The following is a 22,355-nucleotide window of genomic DNA, read 5'->3' as shown; positions in this document are numbered from 1 at the left end:
TAATATATCTTTCAAAAATTGTCATATGGATAGTCCTAAATAAATTTTTAGGGCTATTTTTGTTCATGATTTCCTTTACCCCGTTACAAACATTACAAAATGTTGAGTTCAGAAATCTTCTCACCGGGAGATTTTTTATTGTTTTAGCTTTCAGAATGCTGGCCACTTTATTAGGATGGTGGGTGTATCAATTAACAAAAGATCCTTTTTCAATAGGTCTTATCGGACTATCAGAGGTAATTCCTGCTGTAAGCTGTGCGTTGTATGCCGGACATGTTATTGATATGAATGAGAAAAAGAGACTGCTTCTCATCTGTAATTATGCTTATATTTTCCTGATCGGGCTGTTGCTGATCCCTGCCTTTTTTGATGTAGAAATGCATTTCACAGGGCATCAGATTACCTATTATATTTATGGTGTTATCTTTTTTACCGGAATAGCAAGGGCATTCATTGGCCCTATTGTTCCTTCCATGATTCCTAAAATTGTAAAGAAAGAAAACCTTCCCAACGCAGTTACTTTGAATCAGGCCACTTTCCTGATATCTTCTGTGTGTGGACATGCTGTAGGTGGTATTCTTATTGGGTTTATAGGTGTAAAATGGACATTGGTTGCTATTTTAGCATTAATATTTGTGGCTTCATTATTTTTCTGGCAGCTTCACAAACAGCATTCAGAGTACAAAAAGGAAACTGTAAATGTAGTGGAAAGCATGCGTGAAGGAATTTCTTATATTTTTAAAACCAAAGAAATTTTGGGAGCATTGTGCCTTGATATGTTTGCTGTACTTTTTGGAGGTGCAGTGGCTATGATCCCGGTATTTGCTACTGATATTCTAAATTCAGGGGCGGAAGGTTTCGGATTACTGAACGCGGCATCTGATATTGGTTCCATGTGTATCATTACTATTCTATCTATTGTTCCTCTTCGAAAAAATCAGGGAAAAATACTTCTTGCAGTTGTTACCGGATTCGGGCTATGCATCATTGGATTTGGTTTATCAAAATTGTATTGGCTGTCTTTCATGTTCCTTGTGATGAGCGGAATGCTTGATGGAATTTCTGTGGTCATCCGAGGCACCATTGTACAGTTAAAGACGCCTGATCATATAAGAGGACGTGTTCTCAGTGTAAATTCAATCTTCATTATGTCCAGCAATGAAATGGGACAATTTGAAAGTGGTGTTATGGCTAAATTACTAGGAGTTGTGCGCTCTGTTGTATTTGGTGGCTGTATGACTGTTTTAGTTGCCCTGCTTGTAGGAAGCACCAATCCTAAATTGAGAAAGATGCAATATTAATTTATTGTTTATCAGTCTATTTAAAAATCTGACACAAAAAAATCAGAATTCGAAATACTTAAAATCAGAATAGAACGTTTTCTATTCTGATTTTACTTTTATAGGTGTTTTTTCAAAATTATTCAAAAGATTACATCACAAATATTCAGTAAAATCATCAATACCTTTACGACCTCTGTATAATTTAACTTAAACAATAAAATACAATATTATAAATCAATATATTACTTTCATTAAATATATCTCAAAATCTTTAATTTAACGTTAATAATTTTTTATATTTGCTTGATAAAATATCCCCCTATGTATAAACTTTTACTAATTTTGAGTTTTTTCGTCACAGGTTCGCTGATGAATGCCCAATTTTTTTCAGATCAATCCTTACAGCAGTCTGTTTTGCAACTGAATAATGCAAAAACAGAAACCGATTATGATACTCTTTTTTCTAAGTTTTCAGAGGCTAAAACTTCAGAAAAATGGCAGGCTAATTATTATGCCGCTGCAGCATTGTATCTTAAAACAAATTTCCTTTTAAAGAACAGCCCGAACAGCCCTCTTGGAGAACCCAATGAATCTGCAAGAAAACTGGCTATGCAGGCCCTTGCTTCTGAAAAGAATAACGGAGAAATCAATATTCTTCTTGGTCTTATCCACTTTCAGAAAATCAGGATAAAAACAGCTGCAGATCCTCAGAAGGAACTAAAAACAGCTACGAGCTTCATGACGAAAGCGGAGACCACTTTAAAGAACAATCCAAGACTTTCTTTCTTAAAGGCTGAAATGGCTGAAAAGCAAGGCAACAAAACGGAAGCCATCAAGCTTTATCAAAAAGCAGTCAAAGAATTCGAAACATCAAACGTCTCATCCAGTTCACCTAACTGGGGAAAACAGCTGATCGGAACAAATTAACAATAAGAGAATGCATGATCTCCTGAGTAAATCAGGCGGTCAGTTTTTATTTTGATACAAAATACTTTAACACTATATCATGTTCACAGAAACATTTTTGTCTCGGATAAAGCACTGCATTTTTTTAGTAATTAAACAATTTTACTATTTGTTTTTAAAATCAACTCTTATGAAAAAAGCATTACTTGTTTTCTCAATTATATTTTCACATTTCTTATTTGCCCAATCAGACTGTACTACTGCAATGGCAGTCTGCGGTAACTCGGATATTTCATATACTCCGGGCGGACACGGAGACATTGCCGAAGACCTCGGCGGATGTTTAAGTTCCGATGAAAAGTATTCTGTATGGTACTCGTTTACGGTAGCTACAGCCGGAACCTTAACTTTTGAAATTATTCCTAATGATCAGACCGATGATTATGACTTCGGTGTATATGGTCCAAACAAATCATGTGGTAACCTTGGAACTCCAATCCGCTGCTCTTATTCCGGAACAGCTGGAAACACAGGCCTTAACATGACGGCTACAGACCTTAGTGAGGATGCTTCAGGAGATAAATGGGTGAAATACCTTGATGTATTACCTGGCCAGACGTACTATTTAATTGTAAATAACCACAGAGAGACCGCTAACGGATTCAAATTGTCATGGGGTGGAACAGCTACTTTATCTTCGCCATTCACGGATCCGAATATACAGCCTCACCCGTTCATTCCACCGGGAATTCCAGGAGCAACACCTGCAGACCCAAGAGAAGTAGTGGTGTGTGCAAATCCTGCAAGTTTTGATTTCTCTTCATTAACGGCAGGAATTCTTAATGGAAACCCGAACTTCAGCATTAGTTATCATACAAGCCAGAATGATGCATTAACAGGCAACAACCCTCTTGTTGGCCCTCAAACAGTTACTCCTGTAGGTGTTTATTTCTACAGTATCAACTACACAGATCCTACTAATCCCAACAGTCCAATTAATAAATGTAGACAGACTGGTAAATTTAAATTTAAAGATGGTACGATCAAGGCAACAAATGTTACTTTAACAAGCTGTAATAACAACAATGCTGGTACAGCAACTTATGATCTTACAACAGCAGATGTTTTTGCAGATCCTACGGCTACAAAAAAATACTATTATACTTTATATGATCTGAATAACTCAATCAATGAGATTACCAACATCTATCAGTTTGTTTCAGCAGAAGGTAAAATCTACGTAAAAGTAACTTCAGTATTCGGATGTTCTGATATTGCAGAGATTACCCTTAAGTTTTACCCTGCGATTATTGCAAAAGATGCTGAATTAAGATCATGTTTTATTGAAGCAAATCCTTCTACAGCATTATTTAACCTTGATAATGCTGCTGTGATCACACCACAAGCTGGTATTACGAAGAAATACTTCCCTTCATTAACGGATGCAGTGGATGGAACCAACGAGATTTTAAATGCAAATTATATTGCACCTAATGGTTTAGTATATGTAAGAGTATCTGATACCAGAGGATGTTTTGTAGTTGTAAAAATTGGTTTAACAGTGCTTGCACCTGTAAAATCTAATGTTCTGAAAGACAAAATTATCTGTATTGAAGACACTACAACTTTAGATGCCGGACCTGGATTCAAAAGCTATGAGTGGAGCACAGGAGCTACAACTCAGTCTATCAAAGATGTAGGAGTTGGAATCTACTGGGTAAAATTAAAAACAGGAGAATGCATTACTACTCAAACGGTAACAGTATACCCTTCTGATCAGCCGGTTGTAGCAAGCATTGATGTTTCTAACACTACACTAACCATCAATGTTATAGGAGGAACACCGGATTACCAGTATTCTATGGATAAAATCATATGGCAGCCTTCCAATACATTCTCGAATGTAGCAAGAGGAACATACAAAGTATATGTAAAAGATGCATATGACTGCGACCCTATTGAAGTTACGGTAGTAGTTCCTAACCTGATCAACATGATTACTCCAAACGGAGATGGTGTGAATGATGTTGTAGATTATTCTGCAATTGCTGACAAACAAAACTTAGTTTTGAGTATCTTTGACAGATACGGAACAAAAATCCACCAGGGAGACAAATCCAATGGATACAAATGGGACGGAACCATTGCAGGGAAGAAAATTCCAACAGGTACATACTGGTATTCTGTAACATGGAATGAGAATGACAAGAAGAATACTCCGTTCAAGTTTTCAGGTTGGATCGTTGTAAAAAACAGAGAATAACCCTTATATAATATGAAAAAGCCGCTTTGGCGGCTTTTTCTTTTAACTAAACCATGAAAAATTAATTGATCCCAATTTTGTTTAACAAAAATCGTTTTAACAATGAAAAAAATACTACTTCTTTTTATTTTATTGATAACACAGATAGTCTACTCACAATCAGATTGTATCACAGCCATTCCTATCTGTGGTAACTCTGACATTTCTTACACCCCTTCAGGACCTGGAAATATTATAGAAATCCTTAATGCAAACGGAGGATGTCTTAGCACCAATGAAAGATATACTGTTTGGTATACTTTCACTGTATCTACACCAGGTACCCTTGCATTTAAAATAAAACCTAACGATCAGGGCGATGATTATGATTTTGCAGTCTATGGACCTACAGCAAACGGTTGTGCTTCTTTACAGAATGCAGATCATGTCTTCATACAGCCTATAAGATGTAACTATAGCGGTACTCCGGGAGACACAGGTCTGGATCTTACTCTTGCTCCACCTGCAGTATTCCCTACCAATCCTCCTGGCACTACGGCCAGTATGAACAATGGTAAATGGAGTCCTTATATGGATGTATTGGTAGGACAAACCTATTATTTGGTTATTGATAACTTCAGTAGATCAGTTAATGGTTTTTCTATGGAATGGTCAGGTACTGCGAGTTTAAGTTCTGCATTTAACGATCCTGTTCTTTCTCCGAACCCATTCATTCCACCGGGAATTCCTGGAGCAACTCCTAATGACCCAATGCAGGTAATGGTTTGTTCATTGCCTTCACAATTCGATTTTACAACCCTGTCAGCAGGGATCATTAATGGTAACAGTTCTAACTTCAAGGTTACTTATCATAAAACAACCAATGATGCCCTTACAGGAGAAAACCCTCTTACAATAGCAACTGTAGATGGAACAACAACATATTATTACAGAATTGTATATAAAGATCCTAATAACCCAACGAACCCTATCAACGGATGTTTCATAACCGGGAAATTTAAATTTGTTAATGTAGGCATCTCAGCCAATACCGCTACTTTATATTCTTGTAATAACAATGGAGCCGGTACAGCTAAATATGATTTGACAACAGCCAATATCTTCGGGGGAAGCGGAGCAACTATTAAGTATTACACTACGGTTGATGATATGAATGCAGAAGTTAACGAGATTACTGATCCTGTTAACTATATTTCTCCGGAAGCAACTGTATACGCAAAAGTAATTTCTACTTTCGGATGTAAAGCAACTACTACTATCAGACTATTGTTCTACCCGACAGTAGTATTAAAAGATGCTGTACTTCAAAACTGTTATATTGATAACGATGTTACCCGTTCAACTTTCGATCTTTCTAAAGCTGATATCGGAGTACCTGTACCAACACCTACAGGAACTATCATTAAGTATTATACATCGATAGCTGATGCCAAAGCTCAGACCAACCCAATTTTGGCAGCGTTTAACTATCTTTCAGAAAGCACAACGGTATACGTAAGAGTAAACAATGATAAACAGTGTTATGCAATTGCTAAGATTGAACTGAAAGTATTACCTCCTGTAAAATCAGCAGTATTAAAAGATAAAACGATTTGTGCTGAAAGCAAAACCACATTGGATGCCGGACCTGGATTCGACAGCTATGAATGGAGCACAGGAGAAACTACACAATCTATCAATAACGTAGGAGTAGGAGTTTATTTTGTAAAACTTCAGACAGGAAAATGTTTCACTCTTCAGGAGGTACGTGTACATGCAAGCCTGCAGCCAGTGATTTCAGGAATAGAGATCTCAAACAACAACATTACTGTTACCGCTACAGGTGGAGTTCCTCCATATAAATTCTCTGTAGATGGTATCAACTGGCAGGATTCCAATACATTCACAGGACTTCCAAGAGGTGAGAATACAGTATATGTAAAAGATACTTATAATTGTACACCTACTCAGGTGACAGTTACTGTTCCGAACCTTATTAACGCGATCACTCCAAACGGAGATAACGTAAATGATGTTATCGACTACTCTGCTCTCGCGTACAAGAAAAACCTTATCTTCATTGTGTATGACAGATATGGAAACAAACTTCATGAAGCCAACAAAATGAGAAACTTCACTTGGGACGGAACTGCTTTCGGTAAGAAAATCCTAACAGGAACTTACTGGTACACGATCTCATGGAACGAAAACAATAAAGACAATACAGAAACCAAATATTCAGGATGGGTATTGGTAAAAAATAAAGAATAAGTTATAATCACTCTTTAAAAAAAATCACCTCAGACTGAGGTGATTTTTTTTATCAACAAGATCAATCTCCTGTTGACAGCATTTTCCGAAAGACTGCCAATAAATTGTTGAATACTATTTTTTTATTATTTTTTAAATAAACTATCTTTGCACCATGGCGCAGAAAGAAACATTATCATCCCTGACACACGGAAACTTTGCAAAAGAATTGTCTATTGCGGATGGGAAAATGCCTCCCAATGCAGTGGATTTTGAAAGACTTGTTATCGGAACTTTTTTGATTGACAAAAAAGGTCTTGACCATTCCATTGACCTTCTTACTTCAGAAGTATTCTATGATCCGAGACATCAGGTCATCTTTTCTACCATTTTAAAGCTTTATGAAGGCAACCATCCGGTAGATTTAATGACCATTATTCAGGAATTAAAAAAAGAAGATAAACTAAGCCAGGCCGGTGGTGACCACTATATCATTGACCTGACGATGGGAGTAAGTTCATCTGCCCATATTGAATACCATGTACGTGTTATTCTTGAAAAATATATTTTAAGAAGCCTTATCAATGTTTCTGCTAATGTTATCGACTCTTCTTATAAGGAATCAACAGACGTTTTCGAACTTCTGGATAAAGCAGAACAGTCTTTCTTCGAAATTACCAACGGAACCATTAAAAAGGGATTCGATACTGCCAATTCATTGGTAAAGCAGGCTATTGATACGATTAAATCTTTAAAAGACAAGGAGGGACTTTCAGGTGTTCCTTCAGGATTCAGAGATGTGGATAAGGAGACCGGTGGATGGCAGAACTCTGACCTTATTATTATTGCAGCCCGTCCGGCGATGGGAAAAACGGCATTTCTTCTTTCGATGGCAAGAAATATCGCAGTGGGACACCAAGTTCCTATGGCTCTTTTCTCTCTCGAGATGGCATCAGTACAGCTTATCACCAGAATGATTGCTTCCGAGACAAGGATTTCTTCTGAAAAATTAAGAAAAGGAACGCTGGATGATGAAGAATGGCAGAGACTATTCTCCAATGTATCTGAACTGGAAAACGCTCCTTTATATATTGATGAAACTCCTTCCCTTTCGATATTCGATTTCCGTGCAAAATGCCGAAGACTTGTTATGCAGCATGGAGTAAGAATCATCATGGTTGACTACCTTCAGCTGATGACAGCAGGAAGTGGAGGAAAAGGAGTTGGAAACCGTGAACAGGAGATCTCCATGATTTCGCGTTCATTAAAGGCAATTGCAAAAGAACTTAACGTTCCGGTGATTGCTCTTTCCCAGCTTTCCAGAAGTGTGGAAGCCCGTCCTGGAAAAAGACCTCAGCTTTCAGACTTGAGGGAATCCGGGGCGATTGAGCAGGATGCGGATATTGTATCTTTCATCTTCAGACCAGAATATTATAAAATTACCGTTTGGGATAATGATGAAGAAGGACAAGAAACTTCTACTGAAAACCAGGCCGAACTGATTATTGCAAAGCACAGGAATGGTGCTACGGCAGATGTCCGACTATCTTTCTTAAAACATTTTGCAAAATTTGGTGATATTGAAGCGGCATTCGACAGTACAGCTGGAGGAATTGGTTATCATCCTTCAAATGCAGGACTATTAGGAGAACCTAATGGTTTTGATAAAATAAGAGAAGGAATAAAACCTAGTGATGCTTTTGGTCTACCTGACAATTCTAAACTTTCAGGGTCATCAATGAATGATTTTGATGATGATGATGATTTTCCGTTTTAAGTAATAACCTTATTAACATGAAAATACAAACCTCAAAATTAAAACCCATAACAATCAAATCTATAAGAGATTATATTTTAGATAATGAAGTTGAAGTTGATAAAGTAATTATTTTAAATAAATACAATTTTGATGACATTATTCTTGAACATTTAGAATTTTATAAATCTAGTGCAACATTTCCTTACAAAATTATTGGTCTACTTATAGAAGAAGATCCTTTTGAAAAAATATCATTAGGCAATATTGGAGTCATTAATGATTATGATTACGACTTTAATTACAATGAAGACTCTGAAAATTTTAACTATTATTAAACTTGAGAATCGAAATTTATACCGACGGGGCTTGCAGCGGAAATCCGGGAAAAGGCGGATATGGAATTCTCATGCGCGTTCCTGAAAAAAACTATCAGAAAACATTTTCCAAAGGGTTTAGAAAAACCACCAATAACAGAATGGAGCTTCTGGCAGTGATCACGGCACTGGAAAAACTGAAATCTACAGAAAACGAGATCCATGTATATACTGACAGCAAGTACGTATCTGATGCGATAAATCAAAACTGGATTGCGGGGTGGATCAAGCGGGGCTGGAAGAATGTAAAGAACCCCGACCTCTGGAAAAAATTCGTTGAGTTATACAATAAACACACACCTAAAATGCATTGGGTAAAAGGCCATGCAGGGCACTTTGAGAACGAGCTTTGCGACAAACTAGCAGTTGCAGCAGCCAATTCTTCCGATCTCGAAATTGATACTTATTTTGAGGGTTTAGATAGCAATTCCTTATTTTAATTTAATTCATATAAAAACGTAATCAATACTACAATATTCACCATTACATCATAATAAGTATTATTTTTTTAAAATATTATTAAAATTTTAGCAAAATTAACACTAAATACATATTATTTAATCGGGATTTAATATCTTTACACATTAATCAAAGTCCCATTTAAATGAATAAAAATCTATTATTGTATTTATCTGTTTTTTTACTCTGTATAGCCGGAAAGTCCTTTGCACAGACTTATCAGCTTATCGGAAACCCGGTGACTACTACTGGATGGACGATGGTTTCCCCTACTCAGGTAAACACAGATTTTATTCAGCTTACTCCGGATACCAATAATCAATCCGGTTCTATCAGACTGAATGACCCTATCAATTTAAAATATTGTGATAAATGGAGAGTGGAGTTTGATTTCAGGATGGATTCCAACCAAACCTCCAACGGAGACGGAATTGCCTTCTGGTATCTGGCCAATCCGCCTGTCGCCAGTGTATTGGGATCCGGGCTCGGAGTATCTCAAAATGCAGTAGGTCTTGTTGTAGGATTTGACACTTATAACAATACTACGACTGCTACAATGAGCAAGGTTCACGTTGCTTACGGGCAAGTTCAAAATACGAGTGATACCAATAACGTTGAATTTTTCAATGTTGCGGGAAGTTCCTTTCACTCACCAGATTTAAACACTACACAACCCTTTCAGGGCACCACCTTTAAACATGTTGAAGTAACTGCACAGGTAAATCCCGCGGCTCCTACCAGCTGGATCTTAAAAATAACAATAGACGGTAATGTAATTTGCAACCAGTCTTTTGCTCCTTCCGGGACAGCTGCTGCAATGACGGTAGGATATTTTGGATTCTCAGCTTCTACAGGAGGTGCAAGATCAAGACATTCTATTAAAAATGTAAAAATTTATACTGATAAAGTTCCTATTTTACAAAACTCAGCAACTCAGTCTTTCTGTCCTAATCCTACTACCGGATACGGATCTGTAAACCTGACATCTTTCAATTCGCAATTTGTTAACAATCCTTCAAACTATACATTTACTTATTATCCACTGGGAAGCTCTACTCCAATTGCTAATCCTGCCAATTATCAATTCAATGCAAACACAACGGTTACTGTTGTTATTAAAGATAATGCCGGACTGCTCTGTGACAATCCGGATGGTAAAATATTACTGGTTCTTGCTCCATTTAAAGCTGAGGATAAAACAATTACCGTATGTAATAACAACAAAGCAGGAACAGCCACTTTCAACCTGAATTCAGCAAATGTTACAGGCGTTCCCGGTGCTGTTAAAAAATATTATAAAACTTTAGCTGACCTTAATGCAGACACGAATGAAATTCAAAATCCCGGCAGTTACTTCTCTGCTCCCGGAGAAGTATATGTAAAAGTAACAACCCCTCAGGGATGTACAGGTACAGCAAAAATCACGCTGGCATTTTACCCGGACACTCCTGTGCAGGAAGCTACACTTAGATCATGCTTTATTGAAACTAATATTACCAGTGCTATTTTTAATCTGACCACTGCGAATGTTACTACATTAAGCAGCGGTGTGACAAAAAAATACTACACCTCCATTGCGAATGCTTTAGACGGAACCAATGAGATCATGAATCCCCTTCAGTACTTATCTACAAGTACTGTCGTGTACGCAAAAGTAACAGATGCCAACGGATGTTTCAATATTGCTAAAATCAACCTTATTGTATTACCGCCCGTAACATCTTCGGTGTTGAAAGACAAAACCATTTGTATAGGTGAAAAAACAGATCTGGATGCAGGTCCTGGATTTGATGGCTATGAATGGAGCACCGGAGCAACCACCTCATCTGTTAAAGATCTGGGAGTAGGTGTTTATTGGGTGAGACTTAAAACTGGGAACTGTTTCACAACGCAGATTGTAAAAATAAACGCATCTGCAAATCCTGTGATCTCCAGCATTGATATTGACAACAACACAATCACGGTAAATGTAGCGGGAGGAAAACCTCAGTATCAATTCTCTCTTGATGGAGTCAACTGGCAAACCAGCAATATTTTCACCGGACTCGCAAGAGGAGAAGTAAGAGTGTATGTAAAAGACTTCTATAACTGTACTCCTGTTGAAGTTCAGATTACCGTACCTAATCTGATTAACGCCATCACTCCAAACGGCGATAATGTAAACGACTTCATTGACTACTCAGCGCTTTCTTACAAGAAAAACCTGGTATTTATCGTCTATGACAGATATGGTAATAAATTGTATGAGGCTGGAAAAATGAGAAACTTCACATGGGACGGAACAGCTTCCGGTAAAAAAGTTCTTACAGGAACTTACTGGTACACGATCTCATGGAATGAGAACAATAAAGACAATACAGAAACCAAATATTCAGGCTGGGTATTGGTTAAAAACAGAGAATAAATTTAGTATCCGAAACTACCTCATATGGGGTAGTTTTGGTATTAAAATAAGGGTTTTCTGCTCCTGAATTTGAAATTAAACATTGCTTTTATAATCAAATTAAACATGTAACAAATCAATTTTATATCAAAAAAACAAATAACATCATAATCCATCCACTATGAAAAAAAATATACTCATTTTTTTACTGACTATCTTATTATGCTTGCCGGGAAGGGTATTTTCACAAACATACCAGCTTACCGGAAACCCTGTAAATACAACGGGCTGGGATCTTGTCTCTGATGCTGTAGTAAGCGGAGACTTTGTGAGGCTTACCACCGATCAGACCAGCAGATACGGGGCTGTAAAATTATCCACTCCTATTACCCTGAGCTATTGTGATAAATGGAAAGTGGAATTCGATTTCAGAATTGACGGAAACGGAACTACTCAGTTTGGAAAAGGAGATGGTTTTACCTTCTGGTATCTTGCCAATCCACCTACAGGATTCGTTTCAGGAGGAGGACTTGGTATCCCCGCGAATGCTTCCGGGTTAATGGTTGGTTTTGACATCTTCAACAATACTACTGAGGGACAGATGAGTAAAGTTCACATTCTTTATGGCACCAATAATACAGCTGGAAATAATATCGAATTCAATACCACTCCGGGAAGTACATTCCATTCTCAGGACCTTATTGCCACTCAGCCTTTTGTAGGAGACACCTACAGACACGTTGAAGTAAACGGAGAAACAGATCTTACCAATCCTACAAACTGGATTATTAAAGTAAGAATCAATGGTGTACTTATCGTAGATCAGTCTTTTGCTCCTTCCGGAGGTGCAGTAGGAATGTCACAGGGGTATTTCGGTTTCTCAGCAGCAACCGGAGGTGCCAGTGCAAGACACTCTATTAAAGATGTTAAAGTATTCGTAGATAAAGTTCCTATTTTAAGTAATACGGTAAGTCCTTTCGTATGTACAAATCCAGCTACCGGAAATGGTGTAGTGGATCTTACTTCTTTCAACTCTCAATTTGTAAATAATCCTGCAAACTATGTTTTCACTTATTATGTTTTGGGAAGTTCTACGCCTATTGCCAATCCTTCAAGTTTCCAATATTCAGGAAACACTACCATTAAGGTTGTTGTAAAAGACCCTACTTCTACTCTTTGTGATAATGGTGATGGAGTCATTCAGCTTAATCCTACTCCATTTGCGGCAACAGATGCCAGCCTTACAGGCTGTAATAATAACAATGCGGGAACGGCAACATTTGATCTTAACACTGCCACTGTAACCACTGTTGCCGGAGCTACCAAGGAATTCTACCCTACCTTATACGATATGAATAATGGTACAAATCAGATAACAAACCCTTCTGCTTATGCTTCTGCAGCAGCTACAATATACGTAAGGGTAACTACTCCTCAGGGTTGTGTAAGTACAGCTAAAATTACACTTAACATCTATCCCGTTGTGGTTGTCAATGATGTTGAAATAAAATCATGCTTTATAGAAACCAATCCATCTATGGCATCTTTTAATCTTACTGGAGCTATCGTTTCTCAAGGTGCACTTACAAAAGAATACTACCCATCATTAGCTGACGCCATCAGCGGAACTAATGCAATCTCAACTCCTGCGGCATACATCGCTCCTAATGGAGTTGTTTACATTAAAGTATTCAGCGCAAACGGATGTTATTCAATTGCTAAAGTTACTTTAACCGTCATTCCTCCAGTATTCTCAAGAACATTACTTGATCAGACGATCTGTATAGAAAATACAACAACATTAGATGCTGGAGCTGGTTTCAAAAGCTATGAATGGAGCACAGGAGCTACCACTCAATCGATCAAAAATGTAGGAGTAGGCACCTACTGGGTAAAACTTAAAACCGGAGATTGTGTTGCCACACAAAAAGTAACAGTATATCCTTCCGATAATCCGGTTGTTACCACTGTTGATATTTCAGGAAGCACAGTGACAATATATGCCAATGGAGGAACTCCTCCTTACCAGTATTCTATGGATAATATCAACTGGCAGGATTCCAATATCTTTACCAATATTGCCAGAGGAGAAGCTAAAATATATGTAAGAGACGGTTATAATTGCGTTCCTGTGGAAGTTAATATTACGGTACCTAATCTGATCAACGTGATTACTCCTAATGATGATGGTATTAATGATTTTGTTGATTATTCTGCACTTGCCAACAAACAGAATCTGGAAATAGGAATCTTCGACAGATATGGTTACAAAATGTTCCAGGCCGATAAAACCAATGGCTACAAATGGGCAGGTACCACTAATGGAAGCAAAAAAGTTCCTACAGGAAATTACTGGTATTCTGTTTCATGGAATGAAAATAATAAAAACAGTACTCCGATAAAATTCTCAGGTTGGATTGTTGTAAAAAACAGAGAATAATTACACTTTCCATCTTATCAAAAGAATCACCCCGCCAGCCGGGGTGATTTTTTGTATTAACAGGGCGGAGATATTTCATTTTAAAGACTCTTTATTCATATTCAATTCTTAAATTTGTCCTATGAATTATTTGGAAGCTTTAAGCAGAAGATATTCTGTAAAAAAATTCAATCATCAGATTATTCCTCAGGAAACTCTTCACAATATTCTTGAGTCAGGAAAGCTGTCTGCCAGTTCTCTGGGACTTCAGCCCTATAAAATGGTTATTGTTGAGAGCGAGGAAATGAAGCAGAAATTAATCCCGGCTTTCTATAATCCTTCTCAGATATCTACCTGTTCTCATCTTATTGTTATTATTTCAAAGAAAATCATTGAAGAGAACTATATCCGGGGATATTTTAATCATATATCTGAAGTAAGAGATACTCCTGTTGAAAAACTGGATCCATTCAGAAACAGTATTAATCAGCATATCACGCAGAAAACACAGGATGAAATTTTCAACTGGGCAGAAAAACAATCTTATATAGTATTGGCCAATCTGATGTATGCCGCTGCTATTGAAAGTATAGACTCCTGTCCTATGGAAGGCTTCCGTCAGGATCTTATAGAAGAAATTCTGAACATCAATCCCGAAACAGAAAAAGTAACTGTTACCCTCGCTTTAGGCTACCGTTCTGAAGAAGACCATTTTCAGCACATGAAAAAAGTAAGGAAACCAAACGAAAAATTGTTTAAATTTATTTAATCGTTTTAAACGATTGTACCTAAAGCAAGCATATGATAAAAGCGGATGTATTAGTAATCGGTTCCGGCATTTCCGGACTTTCCTATGCCATTAAAGTTTCTGAACAGCTCCCTGATGCCAAAATCATTATTGTAACAAAATCTGACGAAGACGAAAGCAATACCAAATATGCACAAGGCGGTCTGGCTGTTGTTACAGATTTTCAGAATGACAATTTCCAAAAACATATTGACGATACGATGCGTGCCGGTGACGGAGAAAACAAACGCGATGTCGTAGAAATGGTAGTAAGAGAAGCTCCTGCAAGATTCAACGAAATTGTAGAATGGGGCGCTCAGTTTGACATGAAGAATGGCAAATTCGCTTTAGGAAGAGAAGGAGGCCATACTGAAAACAGAATCGTACATCACAAAGATATTACAGGGTTTGAAATCGAACGGGCTTTGCTGGAAACAGCCAATAACAGTCCGAATATTGAAATTCTTGACCATCATTATGTCATTGATATCATCACACAGCACCATGTTCCCGGAAAAGAACTCAACGAAGGTGATATCCATTGTTATGGCGCTTACATCCTGGATGAAAAGTCCAAAACCATCAAAAAAATCACTTCCAAAATAACACTGGCTGCTACAGGAGGCGCCGGACATGTTTATAAAAACACAACCAATCCTACCATTGCTACAGGAGACGGAATTGCTTTTGTAGCCCGTGCAAAAGGAAAGGTTTCCAATATGCAATATTACCAGTTCCATCCCACAGCTTTGTACAGCAAAATGGATGGAATGTTGTTTTTAATTTCAGAAGCAGTTCGTGGAGACGGAGCAAAATTAAGAACCAAAAGGGGTGAAAAATTCATGCACAAATATGATGAACGTGAAGAATTAGCATCCAGAGATATTGTTGCAAGAGCCATCGATGCCGAAATGAAAATCACCGGAGACGAATTTGTCGGTTTAGACTGCAAGGAAATGAACCATGAAAAATTCTTAGAACATTTCCCAAATATTTATAAAAAATGCAGAGACGAAGGAATTGATCCCTTCACTCAGCTAATCCCTGTTGTACCAGCCTGCCACTATCTAATGGGCGGAATTGAAGTTGACAGAGACGGACAGTCCTCCATCAGAAATCTTTTTGCTGTAGGAGAATGCACCAACTCAGGACTTCACGGAGCCAACAGACTTGCTTCAAACTCACTTCTTGAAGGTTTGGTTTTCGGGCACAATGCTGCTATGAAAACAGTAGAACTTCTGAATGAAAACAATTTCAACTTTGACGACCTGAAAGCAGTGCCGGAATGGAATGAAGAAGGAATGAAAATCATGGACGAAATGGTCATTGTAAGCTATCTCAGAAAACAGCTTCAGGAAATGATGAGCGACCTGGTAGGTATTGTAAGAAGCAACAGACGTTTAAATATGGCATTGCAGAAACACCAGGAGATTGCCGCTGCCGTAGATGAGATCTACCACTACTCTATTCTTTCTCCACAATTATCGGAATTAAGAAACCTTACAACAGTTGCCCACCTCATCATTACCCAATCCATGGAAATGACAGAGAATAAAGGAGCATTTTATAATAAAGATTTGGTTTAATTTTAAACAAATGAAAATCCTGAATTTAAATATTCTTACAACAGTCAATATCTTATTCTATTCAAGAATGATACTTTCATTGACTTGTGGTTTAGTATTATTAAATTTTTGGGAGCAAGATAAAAAAATTGATGCTTTTTCAAATATAGCCATCCTTGCAGGAATAATGCTTTTGGGAATTTTTTTCGCATTATATGGTGTCACATTATTAAAAAAGATTATTGTTCCCAGATCCAAATACCCTTTAGCTTTAAATCTTTTATGCAACATGCAAGGGTTGGGAAAACCAGATTATTATGGAAGTTTAAAATTTGATTTAAATAATATAATTAAAGATAATAAGTTACGCTTAACGCTATACTATATCAATAATTCTCAATATCCGATTTTAACATTCAATAGAGAAAAAATCACTTACTACACTCAGGAATATAATTGGGATAATTTTAAATGGAACTATAAAATCATACCACAAGGACGAAACGGAAAACAGGTATTGGAGTTTCAAGCCATTAATCAAAACAACGTAAAAATAAAAGACAATATAGATTTTGAAAAAATAGACGCAAAGCAAAATGAAGTTCTTTTGCTCTTCATTATTCACGATTTATTATTCGGAAAAAGATCCTCCTTTTATTACTAAAATCAAAATTATGAAAAGACCAGCATACGTAACAGATAAAGCATTAAAGACATTTATAAAAAACGCACTTGAGGAAGATATTCAGGACGGAGACCACTCCACCCTGTCTACCATACCCCAAGATCTTATACAAAGTGCAAAGCTTTTAGTAAAACAGGACTGCATTCTTGCAGGAGTTGAGCTGGCGGAAATCATTTTCAAGACTTTTGACAAAAATCTGAAAGTAGAAGTTTTCATTAAAGATGGAACTCCTTGCAAATTCGGAGATGTAGCTCTTATTGTAACAGGAAGTGCCAGATCTATTCTTTCTACAGAGAGATTCGTTCTTAACTGCATGCAAAGAATGAGCGGTATTGCTACCCTTACCCACGACTGGGATTCAAGGTTGGTAGGTACAAAAACTAAACTTTTAGATACAAGAAAAACAACTCCTAATTTCAGAATGTGTGAAAAATGGGCAGTTGCCATAGGTGGCGGAACTAATCACAGATATGGCCTTTATGACATGATTATGCTGAAAGATAATCACATTGATTACAACGGAAGCATTACCAATGCAGTGGCAATGGCCAAAGACTACGTTAAAAAGAACAAAAAAAAGTTAAAAATAGAGGTTGAAACAAGAAACCTTGAGGAAGTTCAGGAAGCCATCAATGCAAAGGTTGACAGAATTATGCTTGATAACATGGATGTAAAGACCATGAAGGAAGCTGTAAAAATGATCAACGGTTCATGTGAGTCTGAAGCTTCAGGTGGAATTACCCGTGATATGCTTAAAGAAATTGCTTCCACAGGGGTTACATTCATCTCTGTAGGGGCCCTTACACACTCTGCTGAGAATATAGATTTGAGTCTCAAAGCAGTGAAATAGCGTTGAATTTTTAACAAAAACACCCCCACTTTGTTAAAAATTCAATAACATGACTTTTTTCATAAAAAAATTCAATTTTTAGCCATAACACTGATTTTTAATACATTAACATTATTAAGACTGATTAAAAATTAACATTGAGTTAATAATAGTTAAATTTTATTTTGCGAATTTTGCAGAAAATTAAATCTAATTATTACTAACGATTATGAAATTAATCAACAAATCGATACTAACTGCGGTTATTACATTATCTACAGCTAGTGTTTATTACGCTCAACAAGTTCAGGACACAGTGCAAAAGTCCAAAGATATTGACGAGGTAATCTTAAGAGGTGTTACGGATATCGCTAAAGATAGAAAGACACCTGTTGCTGCTTCTACCATTAAAGCAGCACAACTTGCAGAAAGATTAGGTAACCAGGAGTTACCTGAGATTTTGAACACTACTCCATCTGTTTATGCTACAAAATCCGGAGGTGGTTTTGGTGATGGAGGTCTTACAATCAGAGGTTTCGAATCTAGAAACATTGCTGTAATGGTAAACGGTATGCCAGTTAACGATATGGAAGGTGGTGCTGTTTATTTCTCAAACTGGACTGGCTTATCTGATGTAACAAGTACATTACAAGTTCAGAGAGGTTTAGGTTCTTCTAAATTGGCTATTGCTTCTGTAGGGGGAACAGTAAACTTCCTTACCCGTTCTGCTGATATGAAAAAAGGAGGGGTAATCAGATTAGGAGTTGGTAACAACGATTATTTAAAAACTTCATTTTCTTATAATACAGGAAAATCTAAAGATGGTGTATCTGCATCATTCTTAATGAGCAGACAAGCCGGAGGAACTTATATTGAAAATACAGATTACGAATCTTATGCATATTTCTTTGCATTAGGTTATGAAATCAATAAAAAACATAACTTACAGTTTACAATAACATCTGCTCCTCAGTGGCATGATCAAAGAACTTTTGCTCCAACTATTCAAAATTATATCAACTATAATCCTGATCACGATGGAACTCCTTATAGAAGATACAATTCAGATTTTGGTTACTACACAGATGCTAACGGAAATAAAGTTGCTTTAGCAAACAGATCAAACTACTATGCTAAGCCGGTAATGATGTTGAACTGGGACTGGACAATGAGTGAAAAATCTAAACTAAGTACAGTTTTATACATGTCTAACGGTAGAGGTGGTGGAACAGGTGACTTAGGTAAAGTAGGAGGAAAAGGAATGACTGATTTCTATGATGCAGCAGGTCATTTCAACTATGATGCTATTTTTGCGGCTAACGCAGCGGTTAATTTAAATACTGCAGGTGCAGGAAGTACTTTGGTTCGTAGATCAAATATTAACTCTCACAACTGGTATGGTATCTTGGCTAACTTCCAACATAAAATCAATGACAACTGGAACTTCTCAATAGGTACAGATGACAGATATTACTATGGTTATCACTATCAGGTTCTTACAGATCTTTATGGAGCTAAAGGATATAAAGATGCAGCTAATAAAAACTTACCTGCTCCAAGAATCGTAAACACACTTTATGATTATAAAAAACTTACTTGGAATCCTTTCGGAGGAAAATTAGCTCCAGCTGAAGATCAGGTAGGATACAGCAATGATGGAGAAGTACTTTGGTACAGTGGATTTGCACAGGTAGAATATACTAAAGACAATCTATCTGCATTCTTACAAGGTTCCGTATCTAACCAAGGTTATCAGAGAATTGATAACTACGTAGTAGATGGAAGTACATTAAAAGGACAAACAGTAAACACGAAAACAGGATTTAAAAACATTTTCGGATATAATATTAAAGGGGGTGCTAACTATAACATTAACGAGCAACATAACGTTTTTGCTAACTTAGGTTATTATAGCAAACAACCATTCCTTAACACAGTGTATCCAAGTAACCAACAACTTGTTAACCCTTATTTAACTAACGAGAAGATTTCTTCTGCTGAAATTGGTTATGGATTCAGATCTGCAAAATTCACTGCAAATGTTAACGTATACAGAACACAGTGGAAAGACAGATGGTTGAGAAAAACAGGTCAGACTTTCACTTTAGCAGACGGTACAACAACTACAGGTTATTCTGAAATCAATGGTATTACTGAAGTTCACCAGGGAGTTGAATTTGATGGAGTTTACAAACCAAACCGTTTCTTAGAAATTCAGGGTATGTTCTCTTGGGGAGATTACTATTATAAAGGAAATGCTAGCGTAGCTTCTTTCGATGATAACAACAACCCTGTTACTTTAGCTGGTTCATCAGGAAACGAATTATACTTAGATAAAGTAAAAGTAGGAGGTTCAAGTAACAACAGTATTCCTCAGATGACTGCGTCATTAGGTCTTACTGTAAAACCGGTAAAAGACCTTAACATCTTTGGAACATGGAGATATGTAGGTAAACTTTATTCTACTATTGACGCTGGAACATTTACCAATATTGCAGCTCAAGACAGAGGAGTATTGAAACTACCAGATTTCAACTTGTTCGATGTAGGTTTCTCTTACAAAATCAGATTACAAAACGAAGCTCAATACTTTACTATTGGAGCTAACGTTTATAACCTGTTTGATAAAATTTATATCTCTGACTCAGCTACAAGTGTTTTTGCTAACGATGTTCCAACTAAACTTGCTGATGGATCAAACAACACTGCTAAGCAGACTTACGAGCAACTTGGTATGATGTACAATGGAATAGCAACAGGTAACCGTGCTTATTTCGGATTCGGAACTACTTGGGCAGCAACATTATCATTCAACTTCTAATAATATCACAATATTAGATTTTATAAATATCAATCCCGGCTTTGAGCCGGGATTTTTGTTATCTTTGTGTACAAAAAAATAGGATTATGGATTTTTACAACATTTTACTTAATGCCCACAAAGGTTTCGGGTATCTTGAAATTCTTTTGGTAACATTATTTATCATTGCACTTTTAGCTACCATGTTCGGTTTCAGTGGAAAAGTGAACAAATTTTTGAAGAAAACAACCCTTTTCACAATGATTTTCTTCCACGTTCAGTTTTTATTAGGAATCATTATGTTGATCACAACTTTTAGCAAAGGATTAAACATGGGAGAAGTAATGAAAAATGCAGCATTGAGATTTCAATATGTTGAACACCCATTCTCTATGCTTATTGCAGCCGTTTTGATGACTATTGTCAACAAAAAAGTAAAATCCAATGATACTATTTCTTTAGGAGTAGTGATCATGGGACTGATTGCAGTAGGTTTATTTGCATTCGCGTTTCCTTGGACAAGAGTCTTTGGAGCTTAAAACAGACAAAGAAATTATATGCGTTATAATTTATAAATAGTTTAATCTTAAATTTTTAATTAAATCAATGAAAGTAGCTGTAGTAGGTTCAACAGGAATGGTTGGACAAGTTATGCTTAAAGTTTTGGAGGAGAGAAACTTCCCTGTAACAGAATTAATCCCGGTAGCATCCGAAAGATCTGTAGGCAAGAAGGTGAAGTATAAACAGAAGGAATTTACGATCGTAAGCATGAAGGACGCTATAGCTGCCAAACCGGATATTGCAATCTTCTCTGCAGGTGGATCTACTTCCCTTGAGTTTGCACCCTTATTTGCAGAAGCAGGAATCACAGTAATTGATAATTCTTCTGCATGGAGAATGGACCCTGATAAAAAACTCGTAGTTCCTGAGATCAATGCTGATGTTTTGACAAAAGAAGATAAAATCATTGCAAATCCAAACTGTTCTACCATCCAATTGGTAATGGTTTTAGGACCTTTGAACAAAAAATATGATTTAAAAAGAGTAATTGTTTCTACGTATCAGTCTGTAACAGGAACTGGAAAAGCTGCTGTAGACCAGCTAAACGGTGAAATCAGTGGAGATGATTCTATCGCAAAAGTATATCCTTATCAGATCTTCAAAAATGCATTGCCGCACTGTGATGTATTTGCTGATGATGATTACACCAAAGAAGAGATCAAACTGATGAAGGAGCCTAAAAAGATTTTAGGAGACGATACCTTTAACTTAACAGCAACAGCTGTAAGAGTTCCGGTTCAGGGAGGACATTCTGAAAGTGTAAATATTGAATTCGAAAATGAATTTGAATTAGATGAAGTAAGAAAAATCTTATCCGAAACTCCCGGTGTTATCGTAATGGATGATGTGAAAAACAACCAGTATCCGATGCCTTTATATTCGGAAGGAAAAGATGAAGTCTTCGTAGGAAGAATCAGACGAGATTTGTCACAGCCCAAAACGCTCAACCTCTGGATCGTTGCAGACAACCTGAGGAAAGGAGCAGCAACCAACGCTGTACAAATCGCAGAATACCTTGTAGCAAACAACTTAGTATAAACTAACAAAATAAAA

16 protein-coding genes are annotated in these 22,355 nt (G+C 36.9%); all 16 read left to right on the top strand.

The window, feature by feature from the left end; genetic code table 11:
- Window positions 1-65 precede the first annotated feature (65 nt).
- The 16 genes from ACLMCG_RS13435 (at window position 66) to ACLMCG_RS13360 (ending at window position 22,340) form a co-directional block, all read left to right on the top strand.
- Window positions 66-1,301 (top strand): MFS transporter, encoded by a 1,236-nt coding sequence (locus ACLMCG_RS13435; RefSeq protein ID WP_047380341.1) that lies wholly within the window; start codon window positions 66-68, stop codon window positions 1,299-1,301.
- Between the two features lie 303 nt (window positions 1,302-1,604).
- Window positions 1,605-2,210, top strand: a complete 606-nt coding sequence (locus ACLMCG_RS13430) for a tetratricopeptide repeat protein (protein ID WP_413959895.1) — start codon at window positions 1,605-1,607, stop codon at window positions 2,208-2,210.
- Between the two features lie 169 nt (window positions 2,211-2,379).
- Window positions 2,380-4,452, top strand: a complete 2,073-nt coding sequence (locus tag ACLMCG_RS13425; protein ID WP_413959894.1) for a T9SS type B sorting domain-containing protein — start codon at window positions 2,380-2,382, stop codon at window positions 4,450-4,452.
- Between the two features lie 102 nt (window positions 4,453-4,554).
- Window positions 4,555-6,702, top strand: a complete 2,148-nt coding sequence (locus ACLMCG_RS13420; RefSeq protein WP_413959893.1) for a T9SS type B sorting domain-containing protein — start codon at window positions 4,555-4,557, stop codon at window positions 6,700-6,702.
- Between the two features lie 154 nt (window positions 6,703-6,856).
- Complete coding sequence (dnaB, locus tag ACLMCG_RS13415; RefSeq protein ID WP_413959892.1) at window positions 6,857-8,458, top strand: replicative DNA helicase; 1,602 nt, start codon at window positions 6,857-6,859, stop codon at window positions 8,456-8,458.
- A 17-nt stretch (window positions 8,459-8,475) separates the two neighbouring features.
- The gene (locus tag ACLMCG_RS13410; protein ID WP_413959891.1) at window positions 8,476-8,775 is read left to right on the top strand and encodes a hypothetical protein; all 300 of its coding nucleotides are present in this window, start codon (window positions 8,476-8,478) and stop codon (window positions 8,773-8,775) included.
- A 2-nt stretch (window positions 8,776-8,777) separates the two neighbouring features.
- Entirely contained in the window at window positions 8,778-9,254 is a 477-nt protein-coding gene (gene rnhA / locus ACLMCG_RS13405) for a ribonuclease HI (RefSeq protein WP_047422277.1), read from the top strand.
- A gap of 164 nt (window positions 9,255-9,418) precedes the next feature.
- Complete coding sequence (locus ACLMCG_RS13400; protein WP_413959890.1) at window positions 9,419-11,677, top strand: lectin-like domain-containing protein; 2,259 nt, start codon at window positions 9,419-9,421, stop codon at window positions 11,675-11,677.
- 160 nt (window positions 11,678-11,837) lie between these two features.
- The gene (locus ACLMCG_RS13395; protein ID WP_413959889.1) at window positions 11,838-14,096 is read left to right on the top strand and encodes a T9SS type B sorting domain-containing protein; all 2,259 of its coding nucleotides are present in this window, start codon (window positions 11,838-11,840) and stop codon (window positions 14,094-14,096) included.
- Window positions 14,097-14,217: 121 nt separating this feature from the next.
- A complete protein-coding gene (locus ACLMCG_RS13390) occupies window positions 14,218-14,844 on the top strand; it encodes an NAD(P)H-dependent oxidoreductase (protein WP_223598429.1) in 627 nt (208 codons plus the stop codon).
- Between the two features lie 32 nt (window positions 14,845-14,876).
- Entirely contained in the window at window positions 14,877-16,448 is a 1,572-nt protein-coding gene (gene nadB / locus ACLMCG_RS13385; RefSeq protein WP_213277775.1) for an L-aspartate oxidase, read from the top strand.
- A 10-nt stretch (window positions 16,449-16,458) separates the two neighbouring features.
- Window positions 16,459-17,091 carry a hypothetical protein gene (locus ACLMCG_RS13380; protein WP_223598428.1) on the top strand — a complete coding sequence of 211 codons (633 nt, stop codon included), beginning with the start codon at window positions 16,459-16,461 and terminating at the stop codon, window positions 17,089-17,091.
- A 10-nt stretch (window positions 17,092-17,101) separates the two neighbouring features.
- Window positions 17,102-17,962 (top strand): carboxylating nicotinate-nucleotide diphosphorylase, encoded by an 861-nt coding sequence (gene nadC / locus ACLMCG_RS13375; RefSeq protein ID WP_413959888.1) that lies wholly within the window; start codon window positions 17,102-17,104, stop codon window positions 17,960-17,962.
- A 208-nt stretch (window positions 17,963-18,170) separates the two neighbouring features.
- Window positions 18,171-20,762: a TonB-dependent receptor gene (locus tag ACLMCG_RS13370; RefSeq protein ID WP_413959887.1), complete on the top strand. Its 2,592-nt coding sequence runs from the start codon at window positions 18,171-18,173 to the stop codon at window positions 20,760-20,762.
- Window positions 20,763-20,848: 86 nt separating this feature from the next.
- Window positions 20,849-21,280 carry a hypothetical protein gene (locus tag ACLMCG_RS13365; RefSeq protein ID WP_089692819.1) on the top strand — a complete coding sequence of 144 codons (432 nt, stop codon included), beginning with the start codon at window positions 20,849-20,851 and terminating at the stop codon, window positions 21,278-21,280.
- A 67-nt stretch (window positions 21,281-21,347) separates the two neighbouring features.
- Entirely contained in the window at window positions 21,348-22,340 is a 993-nt protein-coding gene (locus tag ACLMCG_RS13360; protein ID WP_142717221.1) for an aspartate-semialdehyde dehydrogenase, read from the top strand.
- Window positions 22,341-22,355: the final 15 nt, after the last annotated feature.

The organism is Chryseobacterium sp. S90, from assembly GCF_047444895.1.
Taxonomy (GTDB): domain Bacteria; phylum Bacteroidota; class Bacteroidia; order Flavobacteriales; family Weeksellaceae; genus Chryseobacterium.
The sequence above is the reverse complement of the archived record's forward strand: the minus strand, read 5'-3'. Positions and strand labels throughout refer to the sequence as shown.